The sequence below is a fragment of the Bradyrhizobium sp. 62B genome, assembly GCF_030272265.2.
Classification (GTDB): Bacteria; Pseudomonadota; Alphaproteobacteria; order Rhizobiales; family Xanthobacteraceae; genus Bradyrhizobium.
The window spans coordinates 7,190,644-7,210,172 of record NZ_CP092841.2 but is presented as its reverse complement, the minus strand read 5'-3'; the positions used below and the strand labels follow the sequence as shown (position 1 = coordinate 7,210,172).

General features: G+C 65.6%; 16 protein-coding genes. 12 read left to right on the top strand and 4 right to left on the bottom strand.

Annotated features, from left to right (window positions below; genetic code table 11):
• Positions 1-116 precede the first annotated feature (116 nt).
• Positions 117-2,855: a DNA mismatch repair protein MutS gene (gene mutS / locus ML401_RS34560; protein ID WP_285808769.1), complete on the bottom strand. Its 2,739-nt coding sequence runs from the start codon at positions 2,853-2,855 to the stop codon at positions 117-119.
• 216 nt (positions 2,856-3,071) lie between these two features.
• Here mutS and pcaF point away from each other — a divergent pair, with 216 nt between their 5' ends.
• The 6 genes from pcaF (at position 3,072) to ML401_RS34530 (ending at position 9,837) form a co-directional block, all read left to right on the top strand.
• Positions 3,072-4,280, top strand: coding sequence for a 3-oxoadipyl-CoA thiolase (gene pcaF, locus ML401_RS34555; RefSeq protein WP_212064968.1), 1,209 nt, complete (start codon positions 3,072-3,074; stop codon positions 4,278-4,280).
• A 139-nt stretch (positions 4,281-4,419) separates the two neighbouring features.
• Positions 4,420-5,313 (top strand): dioxygenase, encoded by an 894-nt coding sequence (locus ML401_RS34550; RefSeq protein ID WP_285808768.1) that lies wholly within the window; start codon positions 4,420-4,422, stop codon positions 5,311-5,313.
• A gap of 128 nt (positions 5,314-5,441) precedes the next feature.
• The gene (gene pcaH / locus ML401_RS34545) at positions 5,442-6,143 is read left to right on the top strand and encodes a protocatechuate 3,4-dioxygenase subunit beta (RefSeq protein WP_194405033.1); all 702 of its coding nucleotides are present in this window, start codon (positions 5,442-5,444) and stop codon (positions 6,141-6,143) included.
• Entirely contained in the window at positions 6,144-6,746 is a 603-nt protein-coding gene (pcaG, locus tag ML401_RS34540) for a protocatechuate 3,4-dioxygenase subunit alpha (protein ID WP_285808767.1), read from the top strand.
• 262 nt (positions 6,747-7,008) lie between these two features.
• Positions 7,009-8,697 (top strand): methyl-accepting chemotaxis protein, encoded by a 1,689-nt coding sequence (locus tag ML401_RS34535; RefSeq protein ID WP_285808766.1) that lies wholly within the window; start codon positions 7,009-7,011, stop codon positions 8,695-8,697.
• Positions 8,698-8,745: 48 nt separating this feature from the next.
• On the top strand, positions 8,746-9,837 hold the full coding sequence (locus ML401_RS34530) for a phosphotransferase (protein WP_285808765.1): 1,092 nt from the start codon (positions 8,746-8,748) through the stop codon (positions 9,835-9,837).
• 168 nt (positions 9,838-10,005) lie between these two features.
• Here the strand turns inward: ML401_RS34530 and ML401_RS34525 are convergent, their stop codons facing one another.
• Genes ML401_RS34525 through ML401_RS34515 form a run of 3 tightly spaced genes read right to left on the bottom strand, consistent with a single transcriptional unit; the run spans position 10,006 to position 13,221 of the window.
• Complete coding sequence (locus ML401_RS34525) at positions 10,006-11,562, bottom strand: MDR family MFS transporter (protein ID WP_285808763.1); 1,557 nt, start codon at positions 11,560-11,562, stop codon at positions 10,006-10,008.
• Between the two features lie 14 nt (positions 11,563-11,576).
• Entirely contained in the window at positions 11,577-12,746 is a 1,170-nt protein-coding gene (locus ML401_RS34520; RefSeq protein WP_212064975.1) for an HlyD family secretion protein, read from the bottom strand.
• Entirely contained in the window at positions 12,739-13,221 is a 483-nt protein-coding gene (locus tag ML401_RS34515) for a MarR family winged helix-turn-helix transcriptional regulator (RefSeq protein ID WP_194405027.1), read from the bottom strand. The genes ML401_RS34520 and ML401_RS34515 overlap by 8 nt, the downstream gene beginning before the upstream one ends.
• A 157-nt stretch (positions 13,222-13,378) precedes the next feature.
• Here ML401_RS34515 and ML401_RS34510 point away from each other — a divergent pair, with 157 nt between their 5' ends.
• The 6 genes from ML401_RS34510 to ML401_RS34485 all read left to right on the top strand — a co-directional run bounded on the left by ML401_RS34510 (position 13,379) and on the right by ML401_RS34485 (position 19,525).
• Positions 13,379-13,873 carry a Fur family transcriptional regulator gene (locus tag ML401_RS34510; protein ID WP_194405026.1) on the top strand — a complete coding sequence of 165 codons (495 nt, stop codon included), beginning with the start codon at positions 13,379-13,381 and terminating at the stop codon, positions 13,871-13,873.
• 36 nt (positions 13,874-13,909) lie between these two features.
• Positions 13,910-14,863 carry a DMT family transporter gene (locus ML401_RS34505; protein WP_211415411.1) on the top strand — a complete coding sequence of 318 codons (954 nt, stop codon included), beginning with the start codon at positions 13,910-13,912 and terminating at the stop codon, positions 14,861-14,863.
• Between the two features lie 12 nt (positions 14,864-14,875).
• A complete protein-coding gene (gene ispG, locus ML401_RS34500; RefSeq protein ID WP_194405024.1) occupies positions 14,876-16,159 on the top strand; it encodes a flavodoxin-dependent (E)-4-hydroxy-3-methylbut-2-enyl-diphosphate synthase in 1,284 nt (427 codons plus the stop codon).
• Positions 16,160-16,325: 166 nt separating this feature from the next.
• A complete protein-coding gene (locus ML401_RS34495; RefSeq protein WP_194405023.1) occupies positions 16,326-17,222 on the top strand; it encodes a TauD/TfdA family dioxygenase in 897 nt (298 codons plus the stop codon).
• A gap of 146 nt (positions 17,223-17,368) precedes the next feature.
• Complete coding sequence (locus ML401_RS34490; protein WP_285808761.1) at positions 17,369-18,706, top strand: Rieske 2Fe-2S domain-containing protein; 1,338 nt, start codon at positions 17,369-17,371, stop codon at positions 18,704-18,706.
• Between the two features lie 3 nt (positions 18,707-18,709).
• Positions 18,710-19,525: an N-acetylmuramoyl-L-alanine amidase gene (locus ML401_RS34485; protein WP_285808760.1), complete on the top strand. Its 816-nt coding sequence runs from the start codon at positions 18,710-18,712 to the stop codon at positions 19,523-19,525.
• Positions 19,526-19,529: the final 4 nt, after the last annotated feature.

Sequence of the window (19,529 nt, the reverse complement as noted above, 5' to 3'; positions counted from 1 at the left end):
ATCCGCAGCATCGAACTATGGTGCGCAATTGCGCAGCTGAGAATCTCGTGATTCCCAGGTGCGCAATTGCGCACCTGGGGTCTGGTCCTCCGGACCTCCCGGAATGACCGTTCCTTTCACTGCTTCGGCAGCTTGGCCTTCAGCGCGTAGAGCGCATCGAGCGCCTCGCGCGGCGACATCTCGTCCGGGTGCAGCGCCTTCACCGCTTCCATCAGCAGCTCGGCCTCGCTCGGCGGCGCGGCTTCCGCCGCGGCGCGCGATGGCACGGCGAACAGCGGCAGATCGTCCACCAGCGCGCGTGCGGTCTGGCCGCGGTCCTGCGCCTCCAGCTTGGAGAGCACGGATTTCGCGCGCGTGATCACCGCGGGCGGCAGGCCGGCGAGTTTCGCCACCTGGATGCCATAGGAGCGGTCGGCCGAGCCCGGCAGCACCTCGTGCAGGAACACGACATTGCCCTGCCACTCCTTCACCCGCACGGTGGCGTTGAACATGCGCGGCAGCTTGGCCGAGAGCGCGGTCAGCTCGTGATAATGCGTCGCGAACAGCGTGCGGCAGCGGTTGCTCTCGTGCAGATGCTCGATCGCGGCCCAGGCGATCGAGAGGCCGTCGAACGTCGCGGTGCCGCGACCGATCTCGTCGAGGATGACGAGCGAACGCTCGCCGGCCTGGTTCAGGATCGCCGCGGTCTCGACCATCTCCACCATGAAGGTGGAGCGGCCGCGCGCGAGATCGTCGGCGGCGCCGACGCGCGAGAACAGGCGGTCGATGATGCCGATCCGCGCGCGCGCCGCCGGCACGAAGCTGCCGATTTGAGCAAGAAGGGCAATGAGCGCATTCTGGCGCAAGAACGTCGATTTGCCGGCCATGTTGGGACCGGTGAGCAGCCAGAGCTGGCCGGACTTCTGGCCAGGCGCCGGTGACAGATCGCACGCATTGGCGATGAACGGCTCGCCATTGCGCTTCAGGGCTCGCTCGACCACGGGGTGGCGGCCGGCTTCGATCGCAAAGCCGAGGGAGTCGTCGACGTCGGGTCGCACATAGTGATCGTCGACCGCGAGTTTGGCGAGCGACGTTGCAACGTCGAGCAAGGCGAACGCATGGGCGGCGGCGCGCAGATCGTCGCTGATCGCCATGGCCTTCGCGGACAGGCGCTCGAAAATCTCGAGCTCCAGTCCAAGGGCACGATCGCCGGCATTGGCGATCTTGGCCTCGATCTCCCCTAGTTCCGACGTGGTGAAGCGCACCTGCCCCGCCAGCGTCTGGCGGTGGATGAAGGTCGCGTTCAGCGGCGCCGACATCAGCTTGTCGCCGTGCTGTGCGGTGACCTCAACGAAATAGCCGAGCACGTTGTTGTGGCGAATCTTGAGGCCTTTGACGGCGGTCGCGTCGGCGTAGCGAGCCTGCATCGAGGCCACCACCAGGCGCGAGGCGTCGCGCAGGTTTCGCGCCTCGTCGAGGGCGGGCTCATAGCCCTGTCGGACGAAGCCGCCGTCGCGCTTGATCAGCGGCAGCTGCTCGTCGAGCGCGCTGGCAAATTCGGCCGCCAGCTCGCGCGACGGCCTTTGCAGCGCCGCCATCACTGCGGCGATCTCCTGCGGCGGCTGGTCGAGCTCACCGAGCCGCGCCAGCACCTGGTCCGCGGCGATGATGCCGTCGCGGATGCCGGCGAGATCGCGCGGTCCGCCGCGGCCGACCGAGAGACGGGCCAGCGATCGCGACATGTCGGGCGCGCCGCGCAAGATGCTGCGGATGTCTTCGCGCGCCGCCGGGTCTGTAACGAAGGCGCTGACCGCATCCAACCGCCGCGCGATCGCGGGCGCATCGGTCAGCGGCGCCGCCAGCCGCTGCGCCAGCAGGCGCGAGCCGGCCGAGGTCACGGTGCAGTCGATCGCGTCGAGCAGCGAGCCGCGACGTTCGCCGGCAAGCGTCCGCGTCAGCTCGAGATTGGCGCGGGTGGCGGGATCGATCGCCATGGTCGCGCCCGAGGCTTCACGCGCGGGCGGCGACAGCGGCGGATGCTTGCCGACCTGGGTGCGGTCGACATAGGTGACGGCTGCTGCTGCCGCCGTGGCTTCGAGCCGCGTCAGTTGCGCCAGCCCGTCCATGGTCGCGACCGCAAAATAATCGCACAGACGCTTCTCGGCGGTGGCGCCGTCGAAGACGTCGCGGGTCAGCGGCGTCACGGCCGGTAATTCGCGCAGGGTCTGTCCGAGCTCGCTGTCGTTATAGAGTGCGTCGGTGACGATCGCCTCGTTCGGATTGATGCGCGCCAGCGTCGCGGCGAGCTCGCCGCCCGAACATTCCGTGACCATGAATTCGGCGGTCGAGATGTCGATCCAGGCAAGGCCGAAGCGATCGCCGCCGCCGGAGGCGCGGGCGCGCGCGATCGCGAGCAGGTAATTGTTGGCACGCGCGTCGAGCAGATTGTCCTCGGTCAATGTGCCCGGCGTGACCAGCCGGACCACGCCGCGGCGGACCACGCTCTTGTTGCCGCGCGCTTTCGCGGCGGCGGGATCCTCGGTCTGCTCGCAGACCGCGACGCGGTGGCCGGCCGAGATCAGGCGGTGCAGATAATCCTCGGAGCGCTCGACCGGCACGCCGCACATCGGGATGTCGGCGCCCTGGTGCTTGCCGCGCTTGGTCAAGACGATGCCGAGCGTCCGGGAGGCGATCTCGGCGTCCTCGAAGAACAATTCGTAGAAATCGCCCATCCGGTAGAACAGCAAGAGGCCCTGGTGCGCCGCCTTGATCTCCAGGTACTGTTCCATCATCGGCGTGACGCGCGCGGCGGCTTCCGCCGGCGCTGCGGGCGCTTCGTCGGCGGGCGGGACGGGTATCGGCTGTTGCACTGTCATGGGCGGCGCAACCTACAAAATTTCGGCACCTGCTCCTATCGCTTTGGCCGCTAGGAGCGGGTTTTCCACGTTGTCCGCATTGCGGCATGCGTGGCCGGCGTGCAGCCCCCTCGGACCACGCGTGTATCAGTCAATTGACCTGCCGCGGGCGCCCTCCTAAAACTCCGCCGACATTGAAGAAATTGGGCCGAACCGCGGCATTCAGGGAGAACAACGATGCGTGACGTCTTTATTTGCGATGCCGTGCGGACCCCGATCGGCCGCTTCGGCGGCTCGCTCGCCAAAGTGCGCGCCGACGATCTCGCCGCCGCCCCGATCAAGGCGCTGATGGCCAAGCATCCCAATCTCGACTGGGCGCAGGTGGACGAAGTCTTCTTCGGCTGCGCCAACCAGGCCGGCGAGGACAACCGCAACGTCGCGCGCATGGCGCTGCTGCTCGCGGGTCTGCCGGATTCGGTTCCCGGCCAGACCCTGAACCGCCTCTGTGCCTCCGGCCTCGATGCGGTCGGTGCCGCGGGCCGCGCCATCCGCTCCGGCGAGATCGAGCTCGCCATTGCCGGCGGCGTCGAGTCGATGACCCGCGCGCCCTTCGTGATGGGCAAGGCGCAGGAGGCCTTCTCGCGCTCGGCCGAGATCTTCGACACCACGATCGGCTGGCGCTTCATCAATCCGCTGCTGAAGGCGCAGTACGGCGTCGATGCCATGCCGGAGACCGGCGAGAACGTCGCCGAGGAATTCCAGGTCTCGCGCGCCGACCAGGACGCCTTCGCCATCCGCTCGCAGCAGCGCGCCGGCAAGGCGATCGCGGCGGGTTATTTCGCGGAAGAAATCACCCCCATCACAATTCCTGGCGGCAAAGCCGGTCCTGTTACGGTCGACAAGGACGAGCATCCGCGTCCTGAGACCACGCTGGAAGGTCTGGCAAAACTGAAGCCGATCGTGCGCAATCCCGGCACGGTGACGGCCGGCAATGCCTCGGGCGTCAACGACGGAGCTGCTGCGATGATCCTGGCCTCAGAGGCTGCGGTGAAGAAGCACGGCCTGACGCCGCGCGCGCGCATCCTCGGACTGGCCTCGGCCGGGGTGCCGCCGCGCATCATGGGCATCGGCCCGGTGCCCGCGACCCGCAAGCTGATGGAGCGCCTCGGCAAGAAGATCAGCGATTTCGACCTGATCGAGCTCAACGAGGCCTTCGCCTCGCAGGGCATCGCCTGCATGCGCCAGCTCGGCGTCGCGGATGATGCCGATTTCGTCAATCCGCATGGCGGCGCCATCGCGCTCGGCCACCCGCTCGGCATGAGTGGCGCGCGCCTCGCGCTCACCGCGGTGCACGGCATGGAAAAGCGCGGCGGCAAGCTGGCGCTCGCCACCATGTGCGTCGGCGTCGGCCAGGGCGTCGCGGTCGCGATCGAGAAGCTGAACTGACCGAACTCTTCGCGTCCGGTCATCCCGGAGCCGCCCGATGAGGGCGGAGTCCGGGATCTCGAGATTCCCCGGTGCGCAATTGCGCACCTGGGGTTTGGTCCTTCGGACCACCCCGGAATGGCTGGGAGAGATTGGCGCCATGATCATCGAGCGCGAGCAGGACGTCACGGCTGCTGCACTGGCGGTGATGGAGCGGACCTCCGATCCGCGCATGCGCCAGATCATGCTCTCTCTGGTCAAGCATCTGCATGCCTTCGTCCGCGACGTCCGCCTGACCGAGAAGGAGTTTCGCGACGCCACGGCCGTTATCGCCGAGCTCGGCAAGCTCTCGACCGACACGCACAACGAAGTCGTGCTGATGGCAGGCTCGCTCGGCGTTTCATCCCTGGTGTGCCTGCTCAACAATGGCGATCAGGGCAATACCGAAACCGATCAATCGCTGCTCGGGCCGTTCTGGCGGCTGAACTCGCCGCGGGTCGAGAATGGCGGGTCGATCGTGCGCTCCGAGACCCCGGGCGCGCCGCTGTTCGTGAATGGCCATGTCGTCGACAAGGACGGCCGTCCCGTTGCCGGCGCCGAGGTCGATGTCTGGCACGCCTCGCCCGTCGGCCTCTACGAGAACCAGGATCCTGAGCAGGCCGACATGAACCTGCGCGGCAAGTTCACGACCGACCAGGACGGGCGCTTCTCCTTCCGCTCGGTGATGATGGTCGGCTATCCCATCCCGACCAATGGCGTGGTCGGCCGCTTGCTGGCCGCGCAGGGCCGGCATCCCTATCGACCCGCGCATCTGCACGCCCTGATCTTCAAGCCCGGATTCAAGACGCTGATCTCGCAGGTCTACGACCCTGCCGACCCGCATATCGACAGTGACGTGCAGTTCGGCGTGACGCGGGCGCTGATCGGCAAGTTCCAGCGCCATGAATCGCCGCATCCGGCAGTGCCTGATGTCGCCGCGCCCTGGTATTCGCTCGACCACACCTATCGGCTCGAAGCCGGCGAGGCCACGCTGCCGCGGCCGCCGATCAAATAGGGCACCCCAGGCCAAATCCGGCGCGCGGGCGGGCCGCGAAACCGGCTTCCCCAAATTAGTTATGTCATATAATGATTGGCGGAAGCGTTGACCGGCCGGACCTAGAATGGCCGGGGAGGAGTTCGCCAATGACATTCATCTATCCGACCGACAGCAACAAGGCGCATCCGCTGCCGCTGTCGCCCGACTACAAGAGCTCGATCAAGCGCGCGCCGAACAAGCCCTTGATCCCGATGCGTCATACGCTGTCGGAGTTGACCGGACCGGTCTACGGCCATGAGACCGTGCGCGAGGGCGACAGCGATCTGACCACGCAGCATGCCGGTGAGCCGATCGGCGAGCGCATCATCGTTCACGGCCATGTGCGCGACGAGGACGGCCGGGGCGTACCGAGCTCATTGGTCGAGATCTGGCAGGCCAATTCCTGCGGCCGTTACGTCCATGTCCGCGACCAGCATCCGGCGCCGCTCGATCCGAATTTCACCGGCGCGGGCCGCACGGTGAGCGACGCCTCCGGCTATTATCGTTTCGTGACGATCAAGCCCGGCGCCTATCCCTGGGGCAATCACCACAATGCCTGGCGTCCCGCGCACATCCATCTGTCGGTGTTCGGCCATTCCTTCGTCACGCGCCTGGTGACGCAGATGTACTTCCCGGCCGATCCGCTGTTTCCGTTCGACCCGATCTTCAACTCGGTGCCGGACGAGAAGGCGCGGGCGCGCATGGTCTCGTCCTTCGACCTCGAGAATACCCAGCCCGAATGGGCGCTGTGCTACCGCTTTGACATCGTGCTGCGCGGCAAGAACGCCACCCCCATGGAGAACCATTAAGTGCAACAGTCTGGGAAGCCTGATGGGATCACGCCATCGCAGACCGTCGGCCCGTTCTTCAAATACGGCCTGACGCCGACCGGCGAGTACGCCTGGAACGACGCGTTCATCAACTCGACGCTGACCCCCGACGTCACGGGCGATCGCATTCGTATCGAAGGTCGGGTGTTCGACGGCGATGGCGTCGCGGTGCCGGATTGCATGCTGGAGATCTGGCAGGCGGACGCGCAGGGCCGCTTTGCCGACCCGCAGGACAAGCGTGCGCTACCGAATGCGAGCTTCCGCGGCTTTGCCCGTTGCGGCACCGACAAGGACGGCAATTACGCATTCGAGACCGTCAAGCCGGGCGCGGTGCCGGATCCCGACGGCAAGCCGCAGGCGCCGCACATTCTGCTTGCGGTGTTCGGTCGCGGCATGCTGCGGCATCTCTACACCCGCATCTATTTCAGCGACGAGGCCGGCAATGCCGCCGATCCCGTGCTGGCGCTGGTGCCCGCCGATCGGCGCGCCACGATCACCGCCGTGCGGGAGGCCGGCAAGCCGGTGTATCGGCTCGATCTGCGGCTGCAGGGCGACAACGAGACGGTGTTCTTCGACGTGTGAAGGCAATACGTGCCGGGGAGGTTGCTCCTCGGCACGTCTTCCTCGTTCGGCGCATCGAAGCCGACGCCGGGTCGCGCCGGGCCGGAACGACTGTCTTTTGGGTCTGTGCGTCAGCTCTACTGACTCAAATACCGATAGCTTGACGCCAAATTCCCGTACTTGTGCGGGGATCGCGCGATGCAATTCCGGCGCGAAGCAATTCCGTATTTACCGTATTCGTCTAGGGTGGCCTCAGTTTGGACGCCGCCCCGGATTGTTTTTCATGAAATTTCGTCTGTCGTTGTCCTCTGCGATCATTGCGTTTGGGATCGTTCTCGCCATCGGCTTCGCCGCCGTGGTCTCGACCAGTCTGTACGCCCTGAAAGAGCTCAAGGTCGGCGGTCCGCTCTACTCTGACATCAAGCTGGGCAACGACCTCATCGCGGACATTCTGCCGCCGCCGGAATATGTCATCGAGGCCTATCTCGAGGCGACCCTCGCCATGCGCGAGCCGGATCAGCTGGCGGCCCATGGCGAACGCCTGGTTCAGCTCCGCAAGGACTATGACGAGCGCAAGGCATTCTGGGTCTCCTCCAGCCTATCGGCCGACCTTAAGACGGCGCTGGTGCCGAAATCCGACGCCGAAGTGCAGAAATTCTGGAAGGCGTCCGACCAGCTCCTGCCGGCGCTCAAGGCCAAGGACGCAGCTGCGTCCGAGCGCATCTACGCGCAGCTCAAGGATGCCTACACCGCCCATCGCGCCGTGATCGACAGCATCGTCGAGAGCGCCAACAAGCAGAATTCCGCCATGGAAACGCTGGCCGCGGAGCGCGACAGCTCGATGCTTTGGATCCTCCTCGGCGTCTCCGCCGCCGTCCTCGCTTTCGTTGCCGCGGGCCTGCTCGGCGTCGCCGTCGGCGTGGTGCGCCCGATCGTGCGCATGACGGAGACGATGCAGAAGCTCGCGACCGGCGATCTCACCGCCGACATTCCGTTCGCCCACCGCCAGGACGAAGTCGGCTCGATGGCGGGTGCACTTCTGGTGTTCAAGCAGGCGGCGGGCGAGAATTCCCGCCTGCGCGAGGAACAGTTGCGCCAGGAGCAGGAGGCGGCGCTCGCCAAGCGCGGCGCCCTGCATCAGATGGCGGAGACCGTCGAGCGCGAGACCGGCCGTTCGGTCGACACCGCGAGCGCGGCGAGCCATGGCGTGGAGCGGGCTGCGTCCAGCCTGTCAGAGATCGCAAGTTCGCTCTCCGCGCAGTCGCAGGCCGTCGCGGCGGCCTCCACCCAGGCCCTCGGCAGCTCGCAGACCGTCTCGGCCGCGGCCGAAGAGCTGAGCGCCTCGATCCGCGAGATCGCAAGCCAGGTCGCACGGACCAGCACGGTGACGAAATCGGCGGTCGCCGGCCGCGAGCAGGCGCGCTCGACCATCCAGGCGCTGGCCGGATCGGTGAAGAAGATCGCCGAGGTCTCAGACCTCATCGGCGGCATCGCGGGCCAGACCAACCTCTTGGCGCTCAACGCCACGATCGAGGCGGCGCGCGCCGGCGAGGCCGGTCGCGGCTTCGCCGTGGTCGCCGCCGAGGTGAAGTCCCTGTCGGACCAGACCGCCAAATCCACCGAGGAGATCGCGCGGCTCATTGCCGAGATCCAGGCCTCGACGCAGGCCGCGGTCGATGCCGTCGAAACGATGGGAGGGCACATCGTCGAGATCGACGGCGTCGCCACCTCTGTTGCCGCCGCGATGGAAGAGCAGGACGCCGCGACGCGGGAAATCACGCGCTCGATTTCCGAATCGGCGTCGGCCGCCAAGGAGGTCTCGGCCAAGATCGGCAATGTCAGCCGCGACGCCGCTTCCGTGAACGAGCGCGCCGAGGAGGTCAGGCGGGCGATCGCCGGCATGGCGGCCAATCTCGAACAGCTCCGGTCGGTCGTGGTCAGGACCGTGCGCGAATCGACCGCCGCGGCTTGAGCCGGGCGCGATGCCTGCCGCTGGTGCCGGCGGTTGTGATCGTGCAGTATGGAGCGGCACGGGGGCATCGTGGTTATGACATCTCCACAATTGCCTGACATCATTGAGCCGGCTCGGCTGACGGCCGCGCTGCGCCGGGGCGGCGTGCTGGATGCCGGCGCGGTGCGCGAGGTGAAGGTGCTGCACCAGCGCGACACCGTGGTGTCCCATATCGTCCGGCTTGGCCTGCGCTATGTCGGCGAATCCACGGGTGCCCCGCAATCGCTGATCCTGAAGACCGCGAATTCCGCGTTCGCCGAGAAGCTTGCCAATGGCGGCCGGCGCGAGGTGGAGTACTACACGCAGCTGGCGCCGAATATGCCGCCGGGACTCGTGCCACTCTGCTTCGACGGACATTTCGACGAGGACAGTCTCGCCTGGCATCTTCTGCTCGAGGACCTCACCGACAGCCACGACGTCGCGGCGGCCTGGCCGCTGCCGCCATCGCGCGAGCAGACGATCGCCATCGTCACCACGCTCGCACGTTGGCATGCATCCTGGTGGGACCATCCGGGCCTCGGCGACACCGTCGGCACCTTCGCGAGCCCCGAGGACAGTGCGGAGCGCATGGAGACCTTCGCGGGCCATTACGACCGCTTTGCAGATTCTCTCGGTGACCGCCTCAGTGAGGAACGGCGTATCCTCTATCGCCGCCTGATCGATCAGTCGGACCGGCTGTCCCAGCGCTACCACTCGCGCCGTCACCTCAGCATCACCCATGGTGATGCCCATGTCTGGAATTTCCTGCTGCCGCGCTCAGGCGTTGCCGATACCGCGCGCATCTTCGATTTCGACCTGTGGAGCATCAACGTTCCAAGCCACGACCTCGCCTATATGATGGCGATGCACTGGTATCCGGAGCGCCGGCAAGCGCTGGAACGCGCGCTGCTCAACCTCTATCACGACACGCTGATCGACAGCGGCATCACCGGCTACACGCGCGGCGCGCTCGATCGCGACTACCGCTGGGCGGTGCTCTGGCAGATCACGCGGCCGGTCTGGCAGTGGAGCTTCAACATCCCGCCGGTGATCTGGTGGAATAATCTGGAGCGGATATTCGCGGCGGTGGATGATCTCGGCTGCGAGGAGTTGTTGGGGTGATCTCGCGTGCCCCGGACGCAGCGCAGCACTCCCGGCGATGCGAAGCATCGTCCGGTGTGATGCGCTGCTGAGCCGGGGGCCAGATCCGACAGCAGAATGGGTCCCGGTCCTGAGGCGCATCGCTCCGCGCTGCACCGCGCCGGGACACGAGATCGCGTGAAACTGTGCCTACTCCATCACCGCGTGTTCCGGTCCCGCCGCCTGCTTGCGTAGCGTGGCCTTGGTCGATCCGATCAGCAGAGCGAGCGGGATGGTGCAGAGGATGAAAAGCATCACCAGCTGGTAGTCATGCGCGAAGGCGATGATCTGCGCCTGCACGCTGACCATCCGGTCCGCCATGGCGCGGCCGGCGTCGGTGGACAGATTGATCAGGCCACGGACGTCGGGCATCTGCAGCGCGTGGTTGAACGGGTTGATGTGCTCCGACAGGATTGCGTAGGTCCGCCGCGTTCCCTGCGTCAGCTGCGCGATGACGACGGAGATGCCGACCGAGCTCGCGACGTTGCGCATCAGGGTCAGCATCGCGGTGCCGTCGGTGCGCAGTTCGTTCGAGAGCGTCAGGAACGCCACGGTCGAGAGCGGCACGAAGACGAGGCCAAAGCCAAAACCCTGGATGACGCTGACGGTGACGATCTCCGGCACCTGGGTCAGGTCGGTCCAGCCCGTCATCTGGTACAGCGAGGCCGCGGTCAGCGTCAGGCCGGAGATGATCAGCGTGCGCGCCTCGAAATAGCGCATCATGCGGCCGACCAGCATCATGGCGAAGAAGGTGCCGAAGCCGCGGCTCGCCAGCAAGAGGCCGGCGGTGATGATGGGATAGCCGATCACGTTCTGCATGTAGGGCGAGGCCAGCGCCATGGTCGAGAACAGCACGAGCCCCATCACGACCATGAACATGCAGCCGGTGACGAAGTTGCGATCCCGGAACAGCGCGAAGCGGATGAACGGTGTCGAGGTCGTGAAGGAGTGCGCCAGGAAGAAGTAGAAGGCGACGGCCGAGACGATGAACTCCGCGAGGATCTCATTGGATTCCAACCAGCCCAATTGCTCGCCTCGGTCGAGCGCGAGCTGCAGCGCGCCGATCGCAACCGCCAGCGCGGCGAAGCCGAACCAGTCGAATCTGAGGCTGAAATCCTTCCGGGTCTCGTCCATGAACACGATCAGGCCGAGCACCGTGATGAAGCCGAACGGCAAATTGACGAAGAACACCCAGTGCCAGGAATAGGTCTCGGTCAGCCAGGCGCCGAGCGAGGGGCCCATGATCGGACCCATCATCACGCCCATGCCCCAGATCGACATCGCCTTGGCGCGTTCCTGGAGCGTGTAATAGTCGAGCATGACCGATTGCGACAGCGGCACCAGCGCCGCGCCGAACACGCCCTGCAGCAGGCGGAACAGCACCATCTGGTTGATGTCCTGCGCGAGGCCGCACAGCACCGAGGCCATGGTGAAGCCGGCCGAGCAGATGATGAAGATGCGCTTGCGGCCGAAGCGGTTGGCGATCCAGCCCACCGGCGCCGTCATGATCGCGGCGGCGACGATGTAGGAGGTCAGCACCCAGTTGATCTGGTCCTGCGAGGCCGACAGCGTGCCCTGCATGTAGGGCAAAGCGACGTTGGCGATGGTGGTGTCCAGCGCCTGCATGATGGTCGCGGTCATGGCGCAGATCGTCACCATGTTCCGGCGCAGGCCGGGGACCATCAGATGGGCATTGGGACCGGACATCCGATCAGTCCTCGTCAGTCTTTATCTTGATCTTGGCTCGCGGTCGCCGACAGGCCGAGCAGGCCCGCGAGCGAGCGCTGATGGCCGGTGTCGATGGTGGCGTAGACGCTCATGCCGGCCTTCAGCTTCCGCACGTATTTGTCGGTCTCGTCGAAATAGATGCGGATCGGCACGCGCTGCACCACCTTGACGAAATTGCCGGTGGCGTTCTGCGGCGGCAGGATCGCGAATTGCGCGCCGGTGCCGGGCGAGAGCGAGCCGATCTTGCCCTTGAAGACATGGTTCGGGAACGCGTCGACCTCGAGCGTGACGGGCTGTCCCTCGGTGACGTGGGTGAGGTCGCTCTCCTTGGGATTGGCGTCGACCCAGGGATGGGCGACGTCGATGATCGAGAAGACGGGCGTGCCCGCGGTGACGAAACGGCCGAGCTGAATCTGCTCGACCTGCGTCGCCACGCCGTCCATCGGCGCGCGCAGCACGGTGTGGTCGAGGTTGCGCTGGGCATCGTCCAGCTTGGCTTTCGCCTGAGCGTAGGGCGGGAATTGCTCCAGCGGCAATTCCGCGTTGCCGAGCAGCTGCGTCTTGGCGTTGGACAGTTGCTGCTTGATGTATTGCGCCTGCGCGCCGGCGGTCACCAGCGCATTCGAGGCGTTGTCGAGATCGAGCTGCGAGCCGTAATTGTTCTTCACCAGCGCCTGCTTGCGCTCGACATCGCGCTTCTTCAGATCCATGCCCTGCTGGGCGAGATCGAGCATGTCGCCATAGATCTTGATGTTGGCGACGAGGTTGTCATAGGTCGTGCGCGCCTGCGCGAGCTGCGCCTTGGCTTCGTCCACCGCGTGGCGAAACGGAACGGGGTCGATCTCGAACAGCTCGTCGCCGTGCTTGACCGACTGGCCTTCCTTCACGACCACCTTCAGGATCTTGCCGGAGATATCGGGCGTCACCAGCACCTTCTGGGCGCCGACATAGGCGTCATCGGTGCCGACATAGCGGCCGCCATGCAGGTAGAAGGTGAGGCCGCCGATGGCGGCGGCTACAGGCAGCACGACCAGCAGCAGGAAGCGGCGATAGCGGCGCAGGCCTGCGACCAGGCGGCGGCGCGGATCGGTGCCGGCCTTCTTGGTCGGCTTGCCGCTGTCGGTCTTCTGCTCGGGCTGGAACTTGAGGACCTGGTCAGCCATAGCGCTGCTCCTTACGTGCTTGCTCCGCGCCGGATGTCTGGATCGCGTTGCGCACGTTTTCCTTGATGGTTTCGAGCTGGGTCAGGAGACGGTGGGCGTCGGCCGGGCTGATGCCGTCGAGCGCGTTCGCGGTGAGCTCCGACTTCAGGCCGCTCATCCGGCCGAGCAGCTGCCGGCCGGCCTTCTTGAGGTGCAGGCGCTTGACGCGCCGGTCCGAGGCGTCGTTGCGCCGCTCGATCCAGTCATTGTCGCAGAGCTTGTCGATCAGGCGGGTCAGCGTGATCGGCTGCATCTCGAGCAGCTCGGCGAGCTCCGACTGCTTCATGCCTTCGCTGCGCTCGACCTTGGCCAGCACGGCCCATTGCGCGCGCGTGATGCCGAAGCGCGAGGCTTCCTTGTCGGCATAGACGCGCAACAGGCGGTAGAGCTCACCTAGCGTAAACAGGAAATTCTGGTCCACGGACCCGCGGCTCATGAGCTTGGTCTCCAATAAGCTTGGAATATAATAAGCAAGCTTATGATTGTTGCACGGTGGCTTACCGGGTGGCTGTCCCGCCATGAGAGCATGGCTGACAGCCGCCGCGCCCGTCGCGCTTTGGGTTCCATCGGCGAAATGCTAGAAGCTGTGCCGCATGACCCCCGCGAAGACGGCCTTTCCCGCGCCAGACCACGATCACGGCCGCTGTACCGCGGATGCGCTGGCGCATGCCGAGGAGGTCTGCGAGCAGCGCGCGCAGAAATTCACGCCGATCCGGCGCCAGGTGCTGGGGGCCTTGCTTTCCAGCCACCGTCCGCTCGGCGCGTATGAGGTGATCGACGAATTGGCCAAGTCGATGCCGCGGCCAGCGCCGATCACAGTCTACCGGGCGCTCGATTTCCTGATGGCCAACGGCCTCGTGCACCGCATCGAAAGCCGCAATGCCTACCTCGCCTGCGCCGCGCACGACCATGACGCGACCTCGGCGGTGGCGTTCCTGATCTGCGAGCGCTGCGGCCTGGTCGGCGAGATTCCCTCGGCGTCCTTCGCCGGCGATCTCAATGCCGCGGCGCGCAGCTCGGGCTTTGCTCCCAAATTGTCCGTGGTGGAGATCACGGGCGTCTGCACCCATTGTCAGAAAGCTGCTTGAAGCAACAACGGCGCAAAGCCGGATTTTCAGGAAGACATGTCCGCAACCCAAGCCAACCTATCCGCCGCACGCCCCCTCAGTGCCGGCGCCATCGCCCTGATGCTCATGCTGTGCCTGACCTGGGGGTTCAACCAGATCGCGGTGAAGCTGGTGCTGCCGGACATCCCGCCGATGCTCCAGGCCACGATCCGCTCGGCGGGCGCGCTGCCGGTGCTGTTCATCATCGGCACGCTTCGCGGCGTCAAATTCTTCGAGAACGACCGCACGTGGAAGCCGGGCCTGATCGCCGGGCTGATGTTCGGCATCGAATTCGTGCTGATCTTCCAGGGATTGCGCCTCACCTCCGCCTCGCGCGCGGTGGTGTTCCTCTACACCGCGCCGTTCTTCGTCGCGCTCGGCTCCTATCAGGTGCTCGGCGAGCGGCTCGGCGCCTCGCAATGGCTGGGCCTCGCCATCAGCTTTGCCGGCGTCGCGCTCGCAATCGGCGTGCCGCAGCCCAATGTCGATTCACATGTGCTGCTCGGGGACCTCATGATCGTCGGTGGTGCCGCGCTGTGGGCGGCGACGACGCTGGTAGCCAAGGGCACGCGGTTGCGATTCGCTGCGCCGGAGAAGGCGCTGGGCTATCAGGTCGCCACCTCGATCCCCATCCTGGGGCTGGCGGCCTGGCTGTTCGGCGAGACCATCACCCACACCCCGGCGCCGCTCTCGCTCGGCCTGATGGCGTTCCAGGCGATCTGGGTGGTTGGAACCACGTTCACGCTTTGGTTCGCTCTGGTGAAGGCCTATTCGGCCAGCAAATTGTCGGCTTTTACCTTCATCACCCCTTTGTTTGGCGTGGTGGGTAGCTATTTCATCATGCACGACACCCTAAGCCTGGCGTTCGGGGCGGCTGCTGTCCTTGTAATTGCTGGGCTTTTTCTGGTTAACCGTCCGAGCCAAACGGCTGCGGCGCCAGCTGATGCATTGCTGAACGTCACCAAAACCTGATATTTGGACCCCATGAACAAGCCCGAAACCACCATCGATTCCGATCTCGCGGGACCTGCACCGCGCCATCGTACCACCCAGGTCAAGGTCGGCGACGTCGCCGTCGGCGGCGGTGCGCCGATCGTCGTGCAGTCGATGACCAACACCGACACCGCCGACATCGACGGTACCATTGCCCAGGTCGCAGCGCTCGCGCGCGCCGGCTCCGAAATGGTCCGCATCACCGTGGACCGCGAGGAAGCCGCGGCCGCCGTTCCGCACATTCGCGACGGCCTCGCCAAGCGCGGGATCACGACGCCGCTGATCGGCGACTTCCACTATATCGGCCACAAGCTGCTCGCGGCCTATCCGGCCTGCGCCGAGGCGCTCGCCAAGTACCGCATCAATCCCGGCAATGTCGGCTTCAAGGACAAGCGCGACACCCAGTTCGCCGACATCATCGAGATCGCGAACAAGAACGGCAAGCCGGTCCGCATCGGCGCCAATTGGGGCTCGCTCGACCAGGAGCTCCTGACCAAGCTGATGGACGAGAACGCCGCCTCCGCCAATCCGCGCGACGTGCGCGCGGTGACGCGCGAGGCCATGGTGCAATCCGCGCTGCTCTCGGCCGCGCGCGCCGAAGAGCTCGGCATGCCCAAGAACCGCATCATCCTCTCCGCAAAGGTCTCGGCGGTGCAGGATCTCATCGCGGTCTATCAGGACCTCGCCAGCCGTTCCGATTACGCCATCCATCTCGGCCTCACCGAAGCCGGCATGGGCTCGAAGGGCATCGTGGCGTCCTCGGCGGCGCTCGGCATCCTCTTGCAGCAGGGTATCGGCGACACCATCCGTATCTCGCTGACGCCGGAGCCCGGCGGCGACCGCACCCGTGAAGTGCAGGTCGGCCAGGAGCTGCTGCAGACCATGGGCTTCCGCACCTTCGTGCCGCTGGTCGCGGCATGCCCCGGCTGCGGCCGCACCACCTCGACCACGTTCCAGGAGCTGGCCCGCTCGATCCAGGATTTCATCCGCGACGAGATGCCGGCGTGGAAGACGAAATATCCCGGCGTGGAAGAGCTCAACGTCGCGGTGATGGGCTGCATCGTCAACGGCCCCGGCGAATCCAAGCACGCCAATATCGGCATCTCCCTGCCGGGCACCGGCGAAGCCCCGGCCGCGCCCGTGTTCGTCGACGGCAAGAAGTTCCGCACGCTGCGCGGCCCCACCATCTCCGCCGACTTCAAGGCGCTGGTGATCGACTATATCGACCAGCGCTACGGACAGGGCGCCAAGGTGCCGGTGACGGCGGCGGAGTAGGCGCCACCTCAACATTGAATCGTAGGGCGGGTTCGCGCAGCGTAACCCGCCTTATTTTTTTGCGGACGCGAATTTTTTTGCGGACGCGAAGTGGCGGGTTACGCTTCGCGAACCCGCCCTACATTGCTACGATGGCTCCCAATCAACAATGATCGGGAGACACGCCATGAGCTCACTCGCCGGCAAGCAGGGTCCGCGCTATCGCCACACGGCTGAGGACGGCGCGCCTTACGAGACCATCGCGGTCGAAAAGCTCACGCCGATCATCGGCGCGGAAATCTCCGGGATCGACATCGGCTCGCTCGTGGATGGCGACGCGCGCTCCAACCGGCAGATGGACGAGATCCACCGCGCGCTCGCCGAAAACCTCGTCATCTTCTTCCGCGACCAGCACATCACGCCGCAGCAGCACCTCGCCTTCGGCCGCAAGTTCGGCGAGCTGCATTTTCACCCCGCAGCGCCGCATGAGGACGAAGACCCGGCCCTGATGAAGATCTACGCCGACAAGAACTCGCCGCGCGCCAATGGCGAGGGCTGGCACTCGGACGTGTCCTGCGATCTCGAGCCGCCGATGGGCTCGATCCTCTACATCAAGCAATGCCCGCCGCGCGGCGGCGACACCCTGTTCGCCAACATGTATGCGGCTTACGAAGCCTTGTCGGACCGCATGAAGGCCTATCTCGACGGCCTCACCGCGCTGCACGACGGCGAGCCGATCTACCGTGGGCTCTATGCGAATTACGGCGTCGCCGATCGTCCCTCCTATCCGCAAGCCGAGCATCCCGTGGTGCGAACCCATCCGGTCACGGGCAAGAAGGCGCTCTACGTCAACCGCGGCTTCACCCGCCACATCAACGGCATCCCGCGCGATGAGAGCGATGCGATGCTGGCCTATCTCTACCAGCACGCCGAGAACCCGCTGTTCCAGTGCCGCTTCCGCTGGACCGAGAACGCCATCGCCTTCTGGGACAACCGCTGCACCCAGCACCGCGCGATGTGGGACTACTGGCCGCATACGCGCTCGGGCACGCGCGTGACGGTGAAGGGCGAGCGGCCGGTCTAGGGCTGCTTGTGCCCCGGACGCAGCGCAGCGCTGCTTCAGCCTCATTTCACGCCGCGCCGCGTCGGGGGACAAGTGCTTCGTTCTTGCGTTGACGTCCTCCTGCTCCCGCGCCAATCTTCCCAAAAAACAAATCGGGAGGCTTCTTCATGCTTCGCGCAGAGGACAATAAATTCCTGACCGAGGCCGGCCCCGGAACGGGCATGGGGGAATTGCTGCGCCGCTTCTGGATTCCCGTCCTGCTCTCGGAAGAACTTTCCGAGCCCGACGGCGAGCCGAAGAAGATCGTCGTGCTCGGCGAGGAGCTGCTCGCCTTCCGCGATACGCGCGGCGTCGTCGGAATCATCGACCAATACTGCCCGCATCGCGGCGCCAATCTCTGGCTGGGGCGCAATGAGGAGTGCGGCATCCGCTGCGTCTATCATGGCTGGAAGTTCGACACCGACGGGCGCTGTGTGGATATGCCGACCTCCTATCCCGATCTCAATGCCAAGGACCTGATCCGCATCAAGTCGTACCCGGTGCGCGAATGGGGCGAGATGATCTGGGCCTATATGGGTCCGCTCGAAGCCATGCCCGAGCTGCCTGATCTCGAAATGGCGCTGCTGCCGGAATCGCACCGCTACGTCAGCAAGAAATGGCAGGACTGCAACTGGGTGCAGGCCCTGGAAGGCTCGATCGACACCGCGCATTTCACCTTCGCCCATCTCTCCTTCGACAAGGAGGAGAACGAGATTCTGGACATCAAGAAGCATTTTGTGAATCCGATCGCGCGGATGTCGAGCGATCACATGCGCTGGATCGCGGAGGACCCGCGTCCTGTGATCAAGGTTGCGCCGCACGAGGCCGGGCTGACGATCGCCGGCGGCCGGCTCACCGGCGGCGACAACATCTACTGGCGCATCGCGCAGTTCCTGATGCCGTTCCATGCCTATGCCCCGAGCGCGATGCCGGGCGAGAATATTTTTGGCCAGACCTTCGTGCCCGTCACCGATACCAATTGCTGGATCTACACCTATGTGTGGAATCCGGAACGGCCGCTCTCGCAGGCCGAGCGCGACGCCTATGACCACGGCAACGGCGTCATCGCGGAGGTCGACGACAATTACGTGCCGCTGCGCCACAAGGGCAACGACTACCTGATCGACCGCAAGCTGCAGAAGACCCGCAGCTACACCGGCATCAAGGGCGTCTCCGAGCAGGATGCCGCCGTGCAGGACAGCCAGGGCCCGATCGCCGACCGCACCCGCGAGCATCTCGGACCGACCGATCTCGGCATCATGCATTTCCGCAAAGTCGTGATGGATCTGGCCCGGGCGCTCCAGCAGGGCGAGCCGCCGCCGCAGGCCGCGCATCAGGATCGCTATGCGGTGCGCTCCGGGGCCTGCGTCACCAGCAGCTCCAAGGATCTGCCCGCCGTGATGCTGGAACGTTTTGGCGATGTCGCGGGCTTCGTCGGCCGACCCAGGATCGCAGCGGCGGAGTAACGCGTGGGGCAATCGCGCAGCATCATCGCCGGACTGGTCGCCGCGATCCTGTTGTCGTGGCTTGCGCCTGTTGGCCGCAGCGAGGCCGCGGCCGCGCGAAAGGTCGCCAAGGCCACGCCGAAGCAGTCCCAATCACCGGCCAAATGCGAGATGCCGAAGTTCCGGATCGTGGTCGATGTCGGGCACACCCCGGACTCCTACGGCGCACTCAGCGCGCGCAACGATCCGGAGTTCGGCTTCAACCTCGTTCTCGCGCGCCTCGTCACGGCGAAGCTGAAGGCTGAGGGTTTTGCGGCAACCCGCCTGCTCGTCACCGACGGCAAGGCACGACCGAGCCTGTTCAAGCGGGTCAGTGCCGCGAATGACGGCCGGGCCGATCTCTTCCTGTCCATCCATCACGATTCGGTCCCGGACAAATTGCTCGAGACCTGGGAATTCGACGGCGCGAAGAGCTATTTCAGCGATCGCTTTTCGGGCCACTCGCTGTTCGTGTCGCAGCAGAATTCGCATTTCGCCACCAGCCTGAAGCTGGCCCGGATGATCGGCAGGCAGTTGAAGGAACAGGGCCTGCATTATGCCAGCCAATATACCTTGCCGCTGATGGGCCGTTACCGGCGCCAGCTGCTCGACAAGGATGTCGGCGTCTACCGCTATGACGTGTTGGTCGTTCTTTCACGGACAAGCAGCGCCGCGGTGCTGCTCGAAGCCGGCTCCATCATCAACCGCGATGAGGAGATGGCGATGAACTCGGCGGAGCGGCATGAGGTGGTCGCGGGCGCCGTTGCGGCTGCGATGAGGGAGTTCTGCGAGAGGCGGTAGCTCG

Coding starts and splice junctions, on each gene's coding strand:
- ML401_RS34510 (WP_194405026.1), top strand. CDS start 13,379: ATGACCCCCGCGAAGACGGCCTTTCCCGCGCCAGACCACGATCACGGC.
- ML401_RS34535 (WP_285808766.1), top strand. CDS start 7,009: ATGAAATTTCGTCTGTCGTTGTCCTCTGCGATCATTGCGTTTGGGATC.
- ML401_RS34520 (WP_212064975.1), bottom strand. CDS start 12,746: ATGGCTGACCAGGTCCTCAAGTTCCAGCCCGAGCAGAAGACCGACAGC.
- ML401_RS34490 (WP_285808761.1), top strand. CDS start 17,369: ATGCTTCGCGCAGAGGACAATAAATTCCTGACCGAGGCCGGCCCCGGA.
- ML401_RS34505 (WP_211415411.1), top strand. CDS start 13,910: ATGTCCGCAACCCAAGCCAACCTATCCGCCGCACGCCCCCTCAGTGCC.
- ML401_RS34515 (WP_194405027.1), bottom strand. CDS start 13,221: ATGAGCCGCGGGTCCGTGGACCAGAATTTCCTGTTTACGCTAGGTGAG.
- ML401_RS34495 (WP_194405023.1), top strand. CDS start 16,326: ATGAGCTCACTCGCCGGCAAGCAGGGTCCGCGCTATCGCCACACGGCT.
- mutS (WP_285808769.1), bottom strand. CDS start 2,855: ATGACAGTGCAACAGCCGATACCCGTCCCGCCCGCCGACGAAGCGCCC.
- pcaF (WP_212064968.1), top strand. CDS start 3,072: ATGCGTGACGTCTTTATTTGCGATGCCGTGCGGACCCCGATCGGCCGC.
- pcaH (WP_194405033.1), top strand. CDS start 5,442: ATGACATTCATCTATCCGACCGACAGCAACAAGGCGCATCCGCTGCCG.
- ML401_RS34525 (WP_285808763.1), bottom strand. CDS start 11,562: ATGTCCGGTCCCAATGCCCATCTGATGGTCCCCGGCCTGCGCCGGAAC.
- ispG (WP_194405024.1), top strand. CDS start 14,876: ATGAACAAGCCCGAAACCACCATCGATTCCGATCTCGCGGGACCTGCA.
- ML401_RS34550 (WP_285808768.1), top strand. CDS start 4,420: ATGATCATCGAGCGCGAGCAGGACGTCACGGCTGCTGCACTGGCGGTG.
- ML401_RS34530 (WP_285808765.1), top strand. CDS start 8,746: ATGGAGCGGCACGGGGGCATCGTGGTTATGACATCTCCACAATTGCCT.